Origin of the sequence: Paenibacillus allorhizoplanae (genome assembly GCF_927798215.1) — a bacterium.
GTDB lineage: Bacteria > Bacillota > Bacilli > Paenibacillales > NBRC-103111 > Paenibacillus_E > Paenibacillus_E allorhizoplanae.
This window is the reverse complement of sequence record NZ_CAKMMW010000002.1, coordinates 13061-29164: the sequence shown is the minus strand read 5'-3', so window position 1 is coordinate 29164 and position 16104 is coordinate 13061. Positions and strand designations below refer to the sequence as shown.

Sequence of the window (16104 nt, the reverse complement as noted above, 5' to 3'; positions counted from 1 at the left end):
GGGAATTCCTTTGCCTAATAAACGTGTAGAGCTGCAAAAGCAAATTCATGATTGGATAAATCTTCATCGTGAGGACTGCACAGATTTTCTTCGGAATCTGGTAAGAATGCCCAGCACACAAGGAAATGAGCAGAGGGCTCAATTCCTCATCGCCGACAAATTGCTGGAGCTATCGCTCGACGTTGATCTATGGGAACCAGATGGTGCGGCACTGGCGACACATCCGTATTTTTGTTCCCCAAGAAACCAATTTACAGGGAGTCCGAATGTGGTTGGTGTTTTGAAAGGTGTCGGAGGCGGACGTTCTCTCTTACTAAATGGTCACATGGATGTCGTGCCAGAAGGAAATCGAGCACAATGGCATGATGATCCATTTAGCGGTCATGTGGTGGATGGTATGCTGTATGGTCGCGGGGCAACGGATATGAAAGGCGGGAATGTCTCTTTGCTCATGGCGATCGAGGCTGTTCAGAGTCTTGGAACTAAGCTGAAAGGCGATGTTATTTTCGAAAGTGTCATTGAAGAAGAAAGTGGAGGAGCGGGGACCTTAGCTGCCATTGTAAAAGGTTATAAGGCCGATGCGGCGCTCATTCCCGAGCCTACGAATATGCGTATTTTCCCGAAGCAGCAAGGCTCCATGTGGTTCCGTATTGAGGTGAAAGGGCGTTCGGCTCATGGTGGAACTCGTTATGAGGGTGTTAGCGCGATTGAGAAAAGCATCGCTGTCATTCAGCATATTAGGGAACTTGAGGTGGAACGTAATGCACGGATCACAGATCCGTTGTATGCCAATAACCCGATTCCGATCCCCATTAATATCGGCGTGATTCAGGGAGGCAATTGGCCATCCTCCGTTTCCGATACGGTTAAGTTGGAGGGGCGCATGGGCGTCGCTCCAGTGGAAACGCTTGCTGGCGCCAAAGAGGAAATGCACCGGTGGATGGCGAGGTTAAGCGAGAAAGATCCATGGTTCGAAGATCATCCACCAACCGTGGAATGGTTCGGCGCGCAATGGGTACCAGGCAATGTCGATCCCGAACATGCTTTCATGCAGGTGCTTATGGAGCAATTCCGTGCGGTTAAACAGGAAGAACCCGTGATCGAAGCCTCCCCTTGGGGGACAGACGGCGGATTGCTCACCCAGGTTGGAGATACTCCTTGTATCGTTTTCGGCCCAGGGATTACACAAGTTGCCCATTATCCGAATGAGCACATTGAGCTGGAACGTGTGTTTGAGGCTGCAGAGATTATCGCCTTGACCATCATTCAGTGGTGTGGTTTGGCTGATACGGAGACATAGCGATGTTGCGTTTGAGGGCGCAGGAGGTTTGGCAGAACAAAAAGCACCTATAATAGGTGCTTTTTGTGTATAAGGATGTTTTCAAGCGCTCCTAGCAGGTGCGCCTCATGCAAGCAGAAACAATATATGGAAAACATAAGTATATCTTTTATTCAATCGTCAACTCTGTTGTACTCACTTTCTTCTCTTTCTGCTGAGCTTTCATCAATTTATCCTTCATCTCATCCCGCATTGGACGTCGATCCTTCAGTGACAGGTGATCTGGTGTTTCCTGATATGTTTTTCTTCTACCAATTCGGCGCAAATTTTCTGGCACTAAGTTGAATTTTTCATCTTTCATGAGGGCAATAATGCCGGTGCTTTCCGGCTGTTTTTGGATGCCGTATATTTCATTGAAATATTCGTCGGCACGGCCTGGTATATAGTTTTTCGGCTCGGGGTAACCCACGATAACGCCTTCGTAATTGCGCAGAATTACTTTATCCTGACTTTGTGAGATGAGATAGTTGGGTTGAAGCGCGATTTTTCCACCACCGCCAGGTGCATCAACGACGAAGGTAGGCACCGCATACCCCGAGGTGTGACCGCGAAGCGATTCAATTATCTCAAGTCCCTTGGACACTGGTGCACGGAAATGACCGATGCCCTCGGATAAATCACACTGATAAATGTAGTAGGGACGCACACGAATTTTCACCAGATCATGCATGAGCTTCTTCATAATATAGGTGCTATCGTTGATGCCCGCGAGAATTACGGATTGATTGCCAAGTGGAACGCCAGCGTTCGCAAGCATTTCGCAGGACTTTTTCGCTTCTTCCGTTATTTCTAGAGGATGATTAAAGTGCGTATTTAACCATACGGGGTGATATTTTCGGATAATATTGCACAGATGCTCTGTAATTCGCTGCGGGAAAACAACAGGAGCCCTAGTGCCGATCCGAATAATTTCAACGTGAGGGATCGCTCGCAAATTTTTCAGAATATACTCCAAAATATTGTCGTTAATCAATAAGCCATCTCCACCAGACAGCAGTACGTCCCGCACTTCCGGGGTTTTTCGAATATAAGCAATCGCATCATCCAACTGCTTTTTCGGAACGCCCATACCCACCTGACCAGAGAAACGGCGGCGCGTGCAGTATCTGCAGTACATGGAGCATTGATTCGTTACCAAGAACAGCACTCTATCCGGGTATCGATGTGTTAATCCGGGGGTAGGGGAATCTTCATCTTCGAAAAGAGGATCTTCAAGATCGTACTTGGTTTTCAATAATTCAGCGGAAATGGGAACAGATTGCATACGAATCGGGCATCGCGGGTCATCTGGATTCATCAAAGAGGCATAGTAAGGCGTAATATTTAAAGGAATCGTTTGCGTTGAAATGCGAACGCCTTCCTCTTCTTCAGGAGTTAAATTCACGACCTTCTTCAGGTCATCTAACGTTCGAATGGTATGTGTCAGCTGCCACAGCCAATCATTCCATTGCTCATCTGTCACATGTTTCCATAGCTCAACTTGCTTCCAGTCACGTCGTTCCATCATTGCACCTCCAGCATGGATGTCTTCTCACGAATAGTAAGATGCAAGAAGGATGCCAACATTCACTTTTCATGACAAAAAGAAAAAGACTCCTCTCGGAGTCGTGCTCATCCTAGGATGTTTAAGGCTTTCTAACGATGCCGTAGCGGTTTAGCTTATACTGTAAAGCCTGACGCTTGATCCCAAGCGCCTGAGCGGTCAGCGTGATGTTGTATTGATGAAATGCTAGCGCATCCGTGATCGTTTCCTTTTCCAGTTGCTTCACTTTGTCGGTTAACCGACTGGTCGAGAAATCTGCTATGTTGTCACTCTGCGGATTGGATCGATGCACTGTTGTTCGTGTATGTCCCAAGAGATACGCGGGCAGATGATGATCATCAATCCTTTCACACTCCAGCTCCATCATATTATAGGTAGATTCGATCGCATGACTTAATTCACGTATATTACCAGGCCAATGGTAGTTCTCTAAGGCCGCCAAAGCGGATGGGGATACGCCATTTATTTTCATGCCGAATAGGTGATTGAATTTGTCAATAAAATGAGAAGTGAGAAGGGGGATATCGTCTGTTCTTTGTACGAGAGGAGGTAGGTGCAAATTTACGACATTGAGCCGGTAATACAGATCGCTTCTAAGCAAACCTTTGCTTAAGGCTTCTTTCGGATCAATATTCATGGCGGTAATAATGCGAACGTCGACTTGCTGCTCATGCGTACCTCCGACGCGACGAACGATGCCGTCTTGTAGGACTCGTAATAATTTGGCTTGCAGAAATAAATCTAAGCTATTTAATTCATCTAGAAAAAGCGTTCCGCCGTTAGCTTGCTCGAATAATCCTGCACGATCAATCGCGCCAGTAAACGCGCCTCTCGCAGTTCCGAACATAATCCCTTCCATCAGCTCGTTAGGCACTGCTGCACAATTCTGAGCAATAAACAGTCGGTTCCGACGAGCTCCAGCATTGTGAATGCTCTGGGCAAACAATTCCTTTCCGGTGCCTGTAGGGCCTGATATCAGAACCGGCGAGCTCGTGCGCGATGCCTTTTTGGCAAAGGCGATAGTTTGCAAGAAGGTTTCACTTTTTCCAATTAAATCACTGAAATGGTACCGAGCAGCGCTCGCATTTTTTTTATCCTTGGATGGGGATTCATAGATTTGATGCCTGAGATCCAGAATTTGATCATGCAGATGAACGATACTCGTGATATCTTTGGCAACTTCTAAAGCTCCGATGATTTCCCCATTTTCCACTAGAGGATAGGTACTATTAATGGTTGTGATCCTTTTTCCCGTCACATTCACGTATGTTTGAATTTTTTCGCGGATTTCAATCCCAGTTTGCAGTACTTTCATGAAAGTACTCGTTTCGTTCGTAAGGGAAGGGAAGAGTTCGAAGAAGTTTTTTCCGACAACCTGTTCTCTTTTTAATCCATCCGTTTCAGCCATCTTTTCGTTATAAAAAATCGTGATTCCCTTGTTATCAATCAGGTGAACACCGACATCAATGATCGTCAGCATCTGCTCAAAATATTTAGATCCATGATCGTTCTGTTCGGACATTGGGTTCACCCGCCTCGCGAAGTATGGTTCAGTGGTTCAATTAATAGCTTATGATTGTAGGCATTGGAACATGACGCGGACATGATTTGCGGCTCATCTGCATAGAAATCGAGTGAAACGCGATAACAACGCTTGGATGCTTCTGCGACGACTATCCTATAAAGGTGGGTTTCCTGTGAACACACAAGTCTATCGGCCCAAGAATCCAGTACGATTTGTTACGGCGGCAGCTTTGTTTGATGGACATGATGCGACTATTCATATCATACGAAGGATTTTGCAAGCATCGGGGGTTGAAGTGATCCATCTGGGTCATAACCGATCCGCCAAGGAAGTCGTCCATGCCGCTATCCAAGAAGATGTGCAAGGCATTGCAATAAGCTCGTATCAAGGGGGACATGTTGAATATTTAACGTACATGTTTGATCTTCTCCAGCAAAAAGGTGCTGGGCACATTAAGATATTCGCTGGCGGAGGAGGGGTCATCGTTCCTTCCGAGATCCATCAATTACACCAATATGGTATTGCCAAAATCTTTTCACCTGACGATGGACGCGAACTTGGTTTACAAGGCATGATCAATCACATGATTCGAGAAGTTGACTACCCAACACCAAGGAAGCTTCCACATGACATAGATGACCTACACATTTCAAAAGAAAACCATTGGAGCTTGGTAGCAAGCGTGATAACTACAGCTGAAGAAGTCGCTGGAAGTGGACAGTGGGAGCAAGTAGTACCTATTTTAGCTAATAAACAATCTTCTCAGTCACCGGTGCTTGGCATCACGGGAACAGGAGGAGCAGGGAAGAGTACGCTGACGGATGAGCTGGTCAGGCGATTTCTCGCCCAATATCCAGACAGAAACATCGCAATTATTTCAATCGACCCTTCCAAAATGAAAACAGGCGGTGCACTTCTCGGAGATCGGATCCGTATGAATGCTATCAACAGTCCTAATGTGTATATGCGCAGCTTAGCGACACGAGGGGCGAAGTCTGAACTAAGCCTTGCCACCAAGGAAGCCATACAAGTGGTTCAGGCTGCTGGCTATCAGTTGGTGATTGTGGAGACAAGTGGGATTGGACAAGGCGACTCTGCGATCGTAAAGCTATGTGATGTGGCGATATATGTAATGACAAGTGAATTTGGCGCAGCAACGCAGCTGGAGAAAATAGATATGATCGATTACGCCGATATGGTTGTTATCAATAAGTTCGATCGACGTGGCTCCGAGGACGCTTTGCGTGATGTGCGAAAACAATTCCAAAGAAGTCATGGCTTATTTGATACACCTGTTCAGGAAATGCCTGTATTTGGCACGATTGCTAGTCAATTTAACGATAGTGGAACAAATGTTCTATTCGAGAAGATTATGAAACTCGTTGCGGACAAAACAGGTGGAGATTGGCCAATTGATGAGCAGGAGATTTTGCAACCGGTAACAACCAAGAATGTGATCATACCGTCCAACCGCACCGGTTACCTCGGGGACATTGTACAAACGATTCGACAGTATAAGAAATTTACATCGGAGCAGGTCGGGATCGCGCGTAAACTGTATCAACTTCGGGGTACGAAAGCGCTGATGCTGTCCGAGCATCCTAGTTTGTTTAATTCCAAGGGAGAAACAGATGCGATGATAGGCAAAATCGATGACATGATCGCGCATTATCAGAGGAATCTTCACCCAACATGTCTCAAGCTGCTACAAGAATGGCCAACAATTCGTGAAGCCTACACACAAGATGAACTCGTTACTCGCGTTCGCGATCGAGAGATCAGATCTGCTCTATTTACGGAATCGCTGTCTGGGAGTAAGATTCCTAAGATCAGTTTGCCGAGATACGAGGATGATGGGGAAATTCTTCACTGGCTGTTGAAAGAAAATTTGCCAGGCTACTTTCCTTACACCGCAGGTGTGTTTCCTTTTAAGCGAACGAATGAAGAGCCTAAGCGCCAATTTGCCGGAGAAGGAACACCAGAGCGTACCAACCGACGATTCCACTATTTATGCCAAAATGAGGAAGCGAAACGATTGTCAACGGCATTTGACAGTGTCACCTTGTACGGCCATGATCCCGACTATCGACCCGATATTTATGGGAAAATAGGGAATAGTGGAGTAAATGTATGCACATTAACGGATATGAATAAGCTTTATGCTGGATTCGATTTATGTCATCCATCTACAAGCGTTTCCATGACCATTAACGGACCTGCGCCTATGATTTTGGCCATGTTCATGAACACGGCGATTCAGCAGCAAGTCGAGAAATTTGTTCAGAGAACTGGGGAGCAACCTACAGATGATGAGTATGTGCAATTGAAAGCCTGGACACTACAAACCGTTCGTGGAACGGTGCAAGCGGATATTTTGAAAGAGGATCAAGGGCAAAACACGTGCATATTCTCAACGGAATTTGCGTTGAAAATGATGGGTGACATGCAGCAATATTTCATTGATCATCAGGTGCGAAACTATTATTCCGTCAGTATTAGCGGGTATCATATTGCGGAAGCGGGGGCAAACCCTATTACGCAGTTGGCTTTTACATTAGCAAATGGTTTCACGTTTCTAGAATATTATTTGAGCCGCGGTATGCATGTCGACGATTTTGCGCCGAATTTATCTTATTTTTTCAGTAATGGACTCGATCCTGAGTATACCGTCATGGGCAGAGTTGCCCGCCGCATCTGGTCTACTGTCATTCGAAATCAATATGGCGGCAATGAGCGAAGTCAGAAGTTAAAGTATCATATTCAAACATCAGGCCGCTCTTTACATGCTCAGGAGATGGACTTTAATGATATTCGTACCAGCCTGCAGGCACTCATGGCGATCTATGATAATTGCAATTCCTTGCACACGAACGCATACGATGAAGCGATTACGACACCGACAGAGAATTCCGTGCGCAGGGCGATGGCGATTCAATTGATCATTAACAAGGAATTGGGTTTGACGAAGAATGAGAATCCACTGCAAGGTGCTTTTATCATCGATGATTTAACGGATCTTGTGGAAGAAGCTGTGTTGGCTGAATTCGAGCGAATTCATGAACGAGGCGGAGTGTTAGGGGCAATGGAAACGCAATATCAACGTGGAAAGATTCAAGAAGAATCCCTTTTGTATGAACATAAAAAGCATGCAGGAGAGCTGCCGATTATCGGTGTGAATACATTCATTAAGCCGAGTGATCATCAGCCTGCCGTTGATATCGAGCTGGCACGTTCGACCTTTGAGGAGAAAGAAACTCAAATTGCTGGACTGAAAGCCTTTCATGAACAACACAAGTTGGCATGTCCTGCGGCTCTTGAACGTTTAAAGCAGACAGCCCGCAATAACGGGAACCTTTTCGAAGAACTGATGGAAACGGTTAAAGTAGCATCGCTCGGGCAAATTACAAATGCCTTATATGAAGTAGGCGGACAGTATCGTAGAAATATGTAAATTTGAAAAGTTAATAGAATCATATAGCTCATCCGCCCATTTCATGATATATATGTAAAGAGCCAATTATGTTGAATGGAGTGAGATGAATGAGAATCGCCACGCAATTGTATACTGTTCGTAACTTTCTGCAAACCCCACAGGACATTAGCGACAGCTTGAAGAAAGTGAAGCAGCTGGGGTACAACTCCGTGCAAGCTTCAGGTGTTGGTCCTATTGGTATTCATGAATTTAAAGCGCTTACGGATCAAGAAGGCTTGAGCATTTGTGCTACGCACATCGGGTATAACGATTTGTTAAACGATATGGATTCTGTCATTGAGAAACATTTGGCCTGGGATTGCAAGTATGTTGGATTAGGTGGGCTTCCGCCAGAATTCCGTGAAACGAGCCAAGGTTATGCAACCTTTGCCAAGCAAGCTTCCGATTTTGGCAGACAATTGAAAAGTGCTGGATTACAGTTCATTTATCATAATCATGATTTCGAATTTGCTAAATATGATGGGAAAACAGGTATGGAGATATTATTTGACGAGTCTGATCCTGAAGCCGTAGATTTTGAGTTGGACGTTTATTGGGTGCAAGCTGGCGGAGCCGATCCTATCGAGTGGATTCGCAAGGTTGACGGACGAATGAAAGTCGTTCATTTCAAGGATATGTGCATAACGCCAGATCGGAAACAGCGTTTCGCCGAAGTCGGTGAAGGGAATATGAATTTCAAAGGCATTATTCAAGCCTGCGAGGAAATCGGCGTGGAGTGGGCGGCTGTCGAGCAGGATGACTGCTACGGACGTAATCCTTTCGAAAGCTTGGAGATTAGCTTCGCTAATCTTGCTCGCTTAGGATTGAAGGGGTAGATTGACTTGAATGACAAAGGAGCTAGGCGCATGTGTGCGCTTGGCTCCTTTTTTTTGTGCTCGATAGAACCACGCTGCGCACCGCTTAGTCGAAAAAATCGGCTTACCACCCTCCAAGTTCCGTGCCACGCACAGAATTAGTCAATTTTAGCTAGTTTTCACGATTTTTCTCCGTGACTTGCTCCTAGTACTCCAGCAGAGGTTGTTGTTACAGCTTGTTGAGTGGTTGATATACATATTAAGTCATTTTTTAGTTTATTGTACATGTTGTTGTTCACGCGCCTCTCTAGAAATAAATTAAACCCAATTACAAAACATCGAACAAACACTTGTAATAATTTGGAATGAGCTGTAAAATCAAATTGTCGTTCTTTATAAAGAACAACGTATAAGGAGGGGCCCTTTTGTTAAAACCGCTAACGTCTTTTAGATTTTTTGCCGCACTAATGGTTTTCATGTGGCATATTGGATTTTTGGAGAAATTCCAACTTGGACCTGTAGGTGTCTCGTTTTTCTTTGTCTTATCTGGCTTCATATTAGCTGCCAATTATCATTCAAAAATAGAAAAACTAAATACAGGAAATATAAAAAGGTTTTACATTGCACGATTGGCAAAAATTTACCCTGTCCATGTATTAACATTTTTCCTTGCAACACCTCTCGTGCTTATCGGATTTCATCCAAAAAACCTGTATTTAATAAAGCTTGGTGTGATCTCTGCAATTAATCTATTTCTACTCCAAAGCTACATACCTGGTTACACATTGGACTTTAACCTGGTATCATGGAGCTTGTCAGCCGAATTGTTATTTTACTTGTTGTGCCCTTTTATTATTTGGATTTTCATGAAGATGAAAATTAAGTCAACTCCCAAAGCTGTTTCTTTATTAACACTCGTTTGGTTAGTAGCGGTTTACGCGACTATTTTCTCACCGATTAGTGATATTCACTTGAGTTGGTGGTTTTACAATGTGTTCCCTTTTTTCAGGGTTCTTGATTTTATAAGCGGTATTCTCCTTGGGCTAACTTATGTTTATCAAACAAAAAGAAGCACATTAAAGAGCTCAACTTTTAGTGTCATTGAAATAAGCGCCTTAATATTGCTTGTTGTTTGGATATTTCTATCTCCAAACATTACTCAAACACTAAGGTATAGTGTTTATTACATTCCAGTATGGTGCTTATTAATTTACACTTTCGCATTTCAGCGAGGAGTATTTTCAAAAGCATTCTCCAACAGTAGACTTGTATATCTTGGTGAAATAAGCTTTTCTTTTTATATGGTTCACGATTTAGTTATTCGTTACTTAGACTTCTTCGTTCTCGGATCTGTGTCACGGGCATTCATTGCATTTGTTATCTCAATTAGCTTAAGTGCAGTAATTTACACTTACTTTGAAGAGCCGTTAAGAAAGAGAATACGCTTCGGAATAACTACGCGCAGAGAAACGATTAAAAGTAATGCAATGCCTAATCCTAATGCATAGCTGAATTGCCTAACCGCCTCCCTAAAAAGGGAGGCTTTTTATGTGGTAACACTTACTTAGCTACCAAACCAGTATTGCTAGTACCAGATTCCTTATCCCACGCAAAAGCGAACAAAAGCTACTTTCAGCCAAATCCATGCGTGAACCGTATAGTTGTAATGAGGTGAAATAGTAATAGTAGACTTGTTGCCTTCCCGTTCTAACTGTTATCTCCGTGAGTATATTGTAGGGATAGTTCAGGAGTTGTTAGGGAGGTTGATCACAATTGCCTGTATACTTCATGCTTATGCTTCTTCTCACAGGGGGTTGGACACAGACAGGACATCAAGCAAATCCATTGGATTCCTATTGTTCCGCTTCTAAAATGAGTTCTGCTTCAACCCCCAACACAGATGCCACTTCCATTCATTATAAAAATAAGGCGTTATTTCTAACCTATCATCATCTCGATGATCAGGAGTCTTTCATCACAATTACTCCGGCCAAATTTAAACAGCACCTGCAGGCTCTTAAAGATAAGCACTATAATGTTGTTTCTATCGAGGACTACGCTTGTTTCCATGCGTATCGGACCCCATTACCTCCGAACGCAGTGGTGATAACATTTGACGATGGCTACCGATCATTTTATGACAAAGCTTATCCTCTGCTGAAGCAGGTGGGATATACGGCGACGAATTTCCTTATCCTGAGCGATGTAGATTCCGATAATCCATCTTTGCCCTTTCTGACCTGGAGTCAAATCATTGAAATGAGACGTGATGGATTTAGCTTTTACTCACATACCTATGATCTACATCAGAAAAAACGAGATGAATCTGGTAACCTAGTACCACCTCTGACGAATCGAATCTGGTTGTCTAAAGAGAAAAGATCGGAGACGGAAGAAGAGAGGAAGCAGCGTGTGAGAGAAGATTTGTTATTGGGTGAGTTGTTTCTGAAGACAAAGCTTCACAATCAGTTTTCATTCCTTTGTTTCCCATTAGGGGAATATAATCAGTCAGTTGTTGAGGAAGCGACACGGCAAGGATTTTCGTTGTTTTTTACGACGAAGGAAGACATTAACACAGGGAACAATGAGGAAATTTCACGCATAAGTGCAGGAATGCCCTATGTTTCTTCCGATATTTTACTTAAAAAGATGCAATTGTACGATCAGAAATAGTCTGTATTCAGAGAAAATAAAGATATCTGGTGAAAAATCTCGGAATAATGTAAGAATAAATAACGTTAAGGGCGTTCTATAAATTTTTTTGTTTGATAATGTTGAATTATATGTTATATTATCTAACATATTAAAAGTTTTCTAGGGTTCCGCGGCCTATTCGCCGGTCAGGTCCGAGAGAAAACACACAGCGCACTGTGTTCACGGAGGGATAAAAGCCCGGGAGGTTATCGATTCTGATACCTTTCGGGCTTTTATTTTATCTTTGGATAAAGTGACTTATTGGAGGGGTTCAGATGACGATTAGAAGAAAGCTTTTGTTAGGATTTGGAGTTATTGTTGGATTATTTTTAATTTCGCTTTCCATTCTATATGCGTCACTTCGTCAGACGTCTTCCTCATTTGAACGATTTGCGCATGATGACGTTCATTTACTAAACTTGGCTAATCAAATACGATACGAAGATATCCGGTTAACGGATTCGGTTAGAGGGATTATTATTGATCCTCGAAACAAATCAGAAAGTGATACTTATAACAATTATGCCATACAAATCGATAACCATATCAAGGAAACGGTGAGCCTCCTACAGTCAGAAGAAGAGAAACAGATCTTCCGTGATTTGGATGCAGGTAATGTGAAATTGGTTGAGTTGGAAACCAAAATGATGGAACTCGCTGCTAGCGATAAAACGCAGACGTTGCGCATTTTTGCAGGTGATTATGCAGAACTTCGAGTACACTTTGCTGAATTATTAAACCGATTTCAACACTTGCAGGAGCAGCATATCGAGAAACGTTCCCTTCAAACGGCAACTCTCGTGAAGCAACGATCCGCAATTGCAATGGTGGTGCTTGCATGTTCTATACTAATTGCTGTGCTTATCGCATTGGGGGTAACTAGGCATATCCTTTCTCGAATGAACCGAGTGAAATCGAAGCTGGACGAGCTGTCTGGAAGTTCAGGTGATTTACGTGAACGCATTCAAATCCAAGGCAAAGATGAAATTGCCCAGTTAGCTCAATCTTTTAATAAAATGATGGATATGATTCAAGGACTCATTCATCAAGTTAGGGAATCCGCTGACAGAGTTAACTTAGCAACAAAGTATCTAGTCACGTCTTCCGAACAAACTGCTAAGATTACACGTGATATTGATCAGAAAGCCGTGAATATGGCGGATGGGGCGAATTCGCAAGCCAAAGGGATCGAAGAGAGCTCGTTTGCCATGGGGGAAATTGCATCAGACATCCAACGTGTCGCTGATCATATGTCGACGATGGCCATGCAATCGGAACAATCTGTTTCACTAGCAACGATGGGGAGCAAGTCTATTGCCTCAGCGGTAGCTGGTATGTATGCACTTACGGAATCGGTGCAGCACGCGAATCAAGCTGTGAAGAAAGTGAACGCGAAATCACAAGCCATCTATCAGGTGGTTGCATGGATGCGAGAGGTAGCCGACCAGACGAATCTTTTGGCACTTAATGCAGCTATAGAAGCTGCCCATGCTGGCGAGCACGGTAGAGGATTCGCAGTTGTAGCTGATGAGGTTAGGAAGCTTGCTAGTCAGAGCACACAATCGGCTGAACATATCACGCAGTTGATTGGGCAAATTCAAGCAGACTTATCGGAGGCAGATGTTGCAATGGATCAAGGCGGGGTAGAGGTTGGCGCGGGTCTGACTAGCATGGAGCATGCGGGAGAAATGTTTGAGAAAATTCGAACAGATATCCAGCTAATCTTTCAGAATACACTGGAAGTATCCGGCGTTTCACAACAGATGGCCGCGGGATCAGAGCAAATCTATGCATCATTCAGCGAGGCAGCTGAAATTAGTAAGCATACTGGCAGAGACACGAAGTTTGTATCCGATATGGTGCAAAAACAATTAGAAACGGTAGAACTCGCAATGGAACATGCGGCAACACTAACACAGGTAGCGGATGAATTACATATCCAGATTCAACGTTTTCACATTTAATTGAAGTATATGAGCTAACGCTTATTGCGTTGGCTCGTTTTTTATTGCATCCGATTGTTAGGCAAGATTGTTTCAAGCAGGTGTAAAGTCTTTTACTGTTGAATACAACGAAATATCGGATATGTGCTTAATTTCAAATTTTGGAGTGTGATTACGATTCTAATACCACTTAATGAATTGCAATTTTATAAAAACTTTGATGAACTTGCGAAAGATATTCTAGAGATGGCCAAAGAAACGATGCCTGACCGTTTAATTTATTTGACTTCTCTTACCAAAAAACAACAAATCATATTAAAGCTTTCCGAATCTAATGAAAAGATCGCTATTAATGAGGGTATGGTTATTAAGATTAACGAGACGGTTTGTAACCGAATTGATTTTGAGAACAATGCACCTTTAGTTTTTGAAGATATGAGTAGAGAAGCGAACTTAGATGATTTAAGACAAGCACTCGTTGCGGCTAATATTAATTCCTATTTAGGGATTCCTATTATTCTGTCAAATGGAGATACATTTGGGACATTGTGTGCGGTACATACAAATGCCAAAAAAATTAACAAGAAGAGCATAACCATGCTCCAAAGAATAGCTAAGTTATTCTCCTATTACTTAGATTTGGAACGACTTGCCTACAGGGATTCCTTAACGGGACTCTATAATCGGCAGTTTCTTTATAAATATTTCGAAGAAAGCTCTACCACTGGAGGCGCTTTGTTGTTTCTAGATTTGGATGGTTTTAAGAAGATAAATGACTTGTATGGACACGAAACTGGGGATTTAGTATTGAGGGAAGTCGCATTAAGACTTGAGAATTTCGTGCAGCTGCATCAAGGTTTTGCGGTTAGATTAGGGGGAGATGAATTCGTTATTAATCTAGTTGATCTCACGAGCCGAGTAGAAATTAGTAAACTAGCTGATTTATTGCTTTCACGGTTATCAACGTGGGATACTCAGTTAGAAGCGTTCAATTTATCAGTTAGCATAGGCATTGTGCTTTATCCGGCAGGTGAAAACAATCTGTTAAAAGTTTTACTTAAAAATGCGGATAATGCCTTGTACCGGGCTAAAGCAAATGGAAAGAACGGATATCAATTTTTTTAAAAGGGAAGTCACACAGTTCAGCATTCATTTTCCATAAATATGTGTAATAACTCCTATTCCATGAGATGTGAGATATATGCTATAATTCACGGAGTCCTAACAACTGGCTTACAACCACCGATGGTTGTAGGTCTTTTTTTAAGGAATGTGCTAGATATCGCAATAACAACTTTGGCGTATGCGGAAATTATCAAACAATTGTGATATTGAAAGTAGGTTCATTTATGAATTTTATTCTAATGGCTGCTATGTCCTTGGTACCTCTATTTTTAGGTATGTCGTGCAAAATGTTATTTAAAACGAAACTAACCAATGCCATGGTACTTTTCATGTTCTTCATGAGTGTATGGCAATTAGATGTCAGTGTGTTATATAGCAACGACGTCATAAAAACGGATTCTATCTTATTTCTGTTTCAGCTCCTGCGAATTGGTTCGATTATGCTGCCTCCAGCATTTTTGTATGTTGGCTATATTTCACTAAAACATCTATCCAAAGATGAAGCGAAATGGATGAATCTACTCATAAATAAGTATACGCTTAGCGCGTATGTTTTGTGGTCTGTCTTTATTTATATCATCAATTGGACAGATCTTGGTGTACTAGGATTAAAGTCGATTCAAGGCATCGGTAATCAGGTTACCGTCTTGTACCCCATTTATGGCGCATGGGGCAGCTTATTTGTTAACCACATTAAATTATTAGTAGTAAGCATTCTATTAACGTTAGTTGCAAGTAGAAAAGTAACAGATAAATATGTGAGAAATTTCCTTACTTTATTTAGTCTTACTTTTCTTTTAACGTATATGATCGGCGTATTGAATTTACAAGCAGGGACTTTCATTTATTCAAGCCAAATTGCCGTCATGTTGTTTTCTATCATTATTTTCTTTATTTTTGTTCATATGAGTACAAGAATGATAAGAGACACCTCTCAAATTTTGAAAAGGAAAGAGAAAGAAGAACAAATTGAAATATCGACTTCTGGACTCATTCATGAAATTAATAATCCGCTTACGGTTGTGAAAGGTTATTCCGACCTCTTATCACGCAATGAGGAATTGGATGGCAGCGCCAAAGGAATGATTAATCATATTGGCATTGCTGGCGACCATATGAACAGTATCCTTACGAACTATAATCATTTTATCAAAAGTGGCAAAATTCAAACGGAGGAAGCTGACATTCTGGATGTTCTTAACGAATCCATTGCCTTGACTTCCATACGTACGAAAGAAAAGAACGTAAACATTGAATTCAATTCGCATAAAAATATCATCGTTTCGATAGATCGAGATAAAGTCAGACAAGTCCTCATTAATTTAATTAATAATAGTATTGATGCCATGGAGAAATCAGCTCGTAAAGTTCTCAAGATTGACTACTATACGAAGAATAATGAGATTCATATCCTAATAACAGACACTGGCTCTGGTATTCATCCAGATGAATGGGATCACATTTTCACACCATTCCATACAACCAAAAAAACAGGTATGGGTTTGGGATTGTCGATTTCGCAACGCATTATTAACTCACATGGCGGTTATATTGAAATCGTAAATAGTACGGCAGAAGGTACGGAACTGAAGGTGATCATGCCACTCTGGTCCGTATAACCAAAAAGCTTAGTCTGAGGGCCATCGCC

At 42.5% G+C, this 16104-nt stretch carries 10 protein-coding genes and 1 riboswitch; of the genes, 8 read left to right on the top strand and 2 right to left on the bottom strand.

Features of this window, described 5'->3' with window-relative positions:
* Positions 1–10 precede the first annotated feature (10 nt).
* Complete coding sequence (locus tag L6I86_RS02665; protein ID WP_420851836.1) at positions 11–1300, top strand: peptidase; 1290 nt, start codon at positions 11–13, stop codon at positions 1298–1300.
* 148 nt (positions 1301–1448) lie between these two features.
* Here L6I86_RS02665 and kamA read toward each other — a convergent pair whose 3' ends face one another.
* Together kamA and L6I86_RS02655 are read right to left on the bottom strand one after the other, a co-directional pair.
* Positions 1449–2843, bottom strand: a complete 1395-nt coding sequence (kamA, locus tag L6I86_RS02660) for a lysine 2,3-aminomutase (protein ID WP_236284385.1) — start codon at positions 2841–2843, stop codon at positions 1449–1451.
* Positions 2844–2964: 121 nt separating this feature from the next.
* Complete coding sequence (locus L6I86_RS02655) at positions 2965–4404, bottom strand: sigma-54 interaction domain-containing protein (RefSeq protein ID WP_236284384.1); 1440 nt, start codon at positions 4402–4404, stop codon at positions 2965–2967.
* 175 nt (positions 4405–4579) lie between these two features.
* Here L6I86_RS02655 and icmF point away from each other — a divergent pair, with 175 nt between their 5' ends.
* The 7 genes from icmF (at position 4580) to L6I86_RS02620 (ending at position 16075) form a co-directional block, all read left to right on the top strand.
* Positions 4580–7858 (top strand): fused isobutyryl-CoA mutase/GTPase IcmF, encoded by a 3279-nt coding sequence (gene icmF, locus L6I86_RS02650; RefSeq protein ID WP_236284383.1) that lies wholly within the window; start codon positions 4580–4582, stop codon positions 7856–7858.
* A gap of 89 nt (positions 7859–7947) precedes the next feature.
* Positions 7948–8715 carry a sugar phosphate isomerase/epimerase family protein gene (locus L6I86_RS02645; protein ID WP_236284382.1) on the top strand — a complete coding sequence of 256 codons (768 nt, stop codon included), beginning with the start codon at positions 7948–7950 and terminating at the stop codon, positions 8713–8715.
* Between the two features lie 404 nt (positions 8716–9119).
* Positions 9120–10202: an acyltransferase family protein gene (locus L6I86_RS02640; protein ID WP_236284381.1), complete on the top strand. Its 1083-nt coding sequence runs from the start codon at positions 9120–9122 to the stop codon at positions 10200–10202.
* A 265-nt stretch (positions 10203–10467) separates the two neighbouring features.
* Positions 10468–11367, top strand: coding sequence for a polysaccharide deacetylase family protein (locus tag L6I86_RS02635; protein WP_236284380.1), 900 nt, complete (start codon positions 10468–10470; stop codon positions 11365–11367).
* 130 nt (positions 11368–11497) lie between these two features.
* Positions 11498–11595, top strand: a riboswitch (guanidine-I (ykkC/yxkD leader).
* Positions 11596–11663: 68 nt separating this feature from the next.
* Positions 11664–13352, top strand: a complete 1689-nt coding sequence (locus L6I86_RS02630) for a methyl-accepting chemotaxis protein (RefSeq protein ID WP_236284379.1) — start codon at positions 11664–11666, stop codon at positions 13350–13352.
* Positions 13353–13499: 147 nt separating this feature from the next.
* Positions 13500–14456, top strand: coding sequence for a sensor domain-containing protein (locus tag L6I86_RS02625; RefSeq protein ID WP_338113349.1), 957 nt, complete (start codon positions 13500–13502; stop codon positions 14454–14456).
* Between the two features lie 338 nt (positions 14457–14794).
* Complete coding sequence (locus tag L6I86_RS02620) at positions 14795–16075, top strand: sensor histidine kinase (protein ID WP_236284378.1); 1281 nt, start codon at positions 14795–14797, stop codon at positions 16073–16075.
* Positions 16076–16104 lie beyond the last annotated feature (29 nt).

Coding starts and splice junctions, on each gene's coding strand:
- kamA (WP_236284385.1), bottom strand. CDS start 2,843: ATGGAACGACGTGACTGGAAGCAAGTTGAGCTATGGAAACATGTGACA.
- L6I86_RS02655 (WP_236284384.1), bottom strand. CDS start 4,404: ATGTCCGAACAGAACGATCATGGATCTAAATATTTTGAGCAGATGCTG.
- L6I86_RS02645 (WP_236284382.1), top strand. CDS start 7,948: ATGAGAATCGCCACGCAATTGTATACTGTTCGTAACTTTCTGCAAACC.
- L6I86_RS02630 (WP_236284379.1), top strand. CDS start 11,664: ATGACGATTAGAAGAAAGCTTTTGTTAGGATTTGGAGTTATTGTTGGA.
- L6I86_RS02620 (WP_236284378.1), top strand. CDS start 14,795: ATGAGTGTATGGCAATTAGATGTCAGTGTGTTATATAGCAACGACGTC.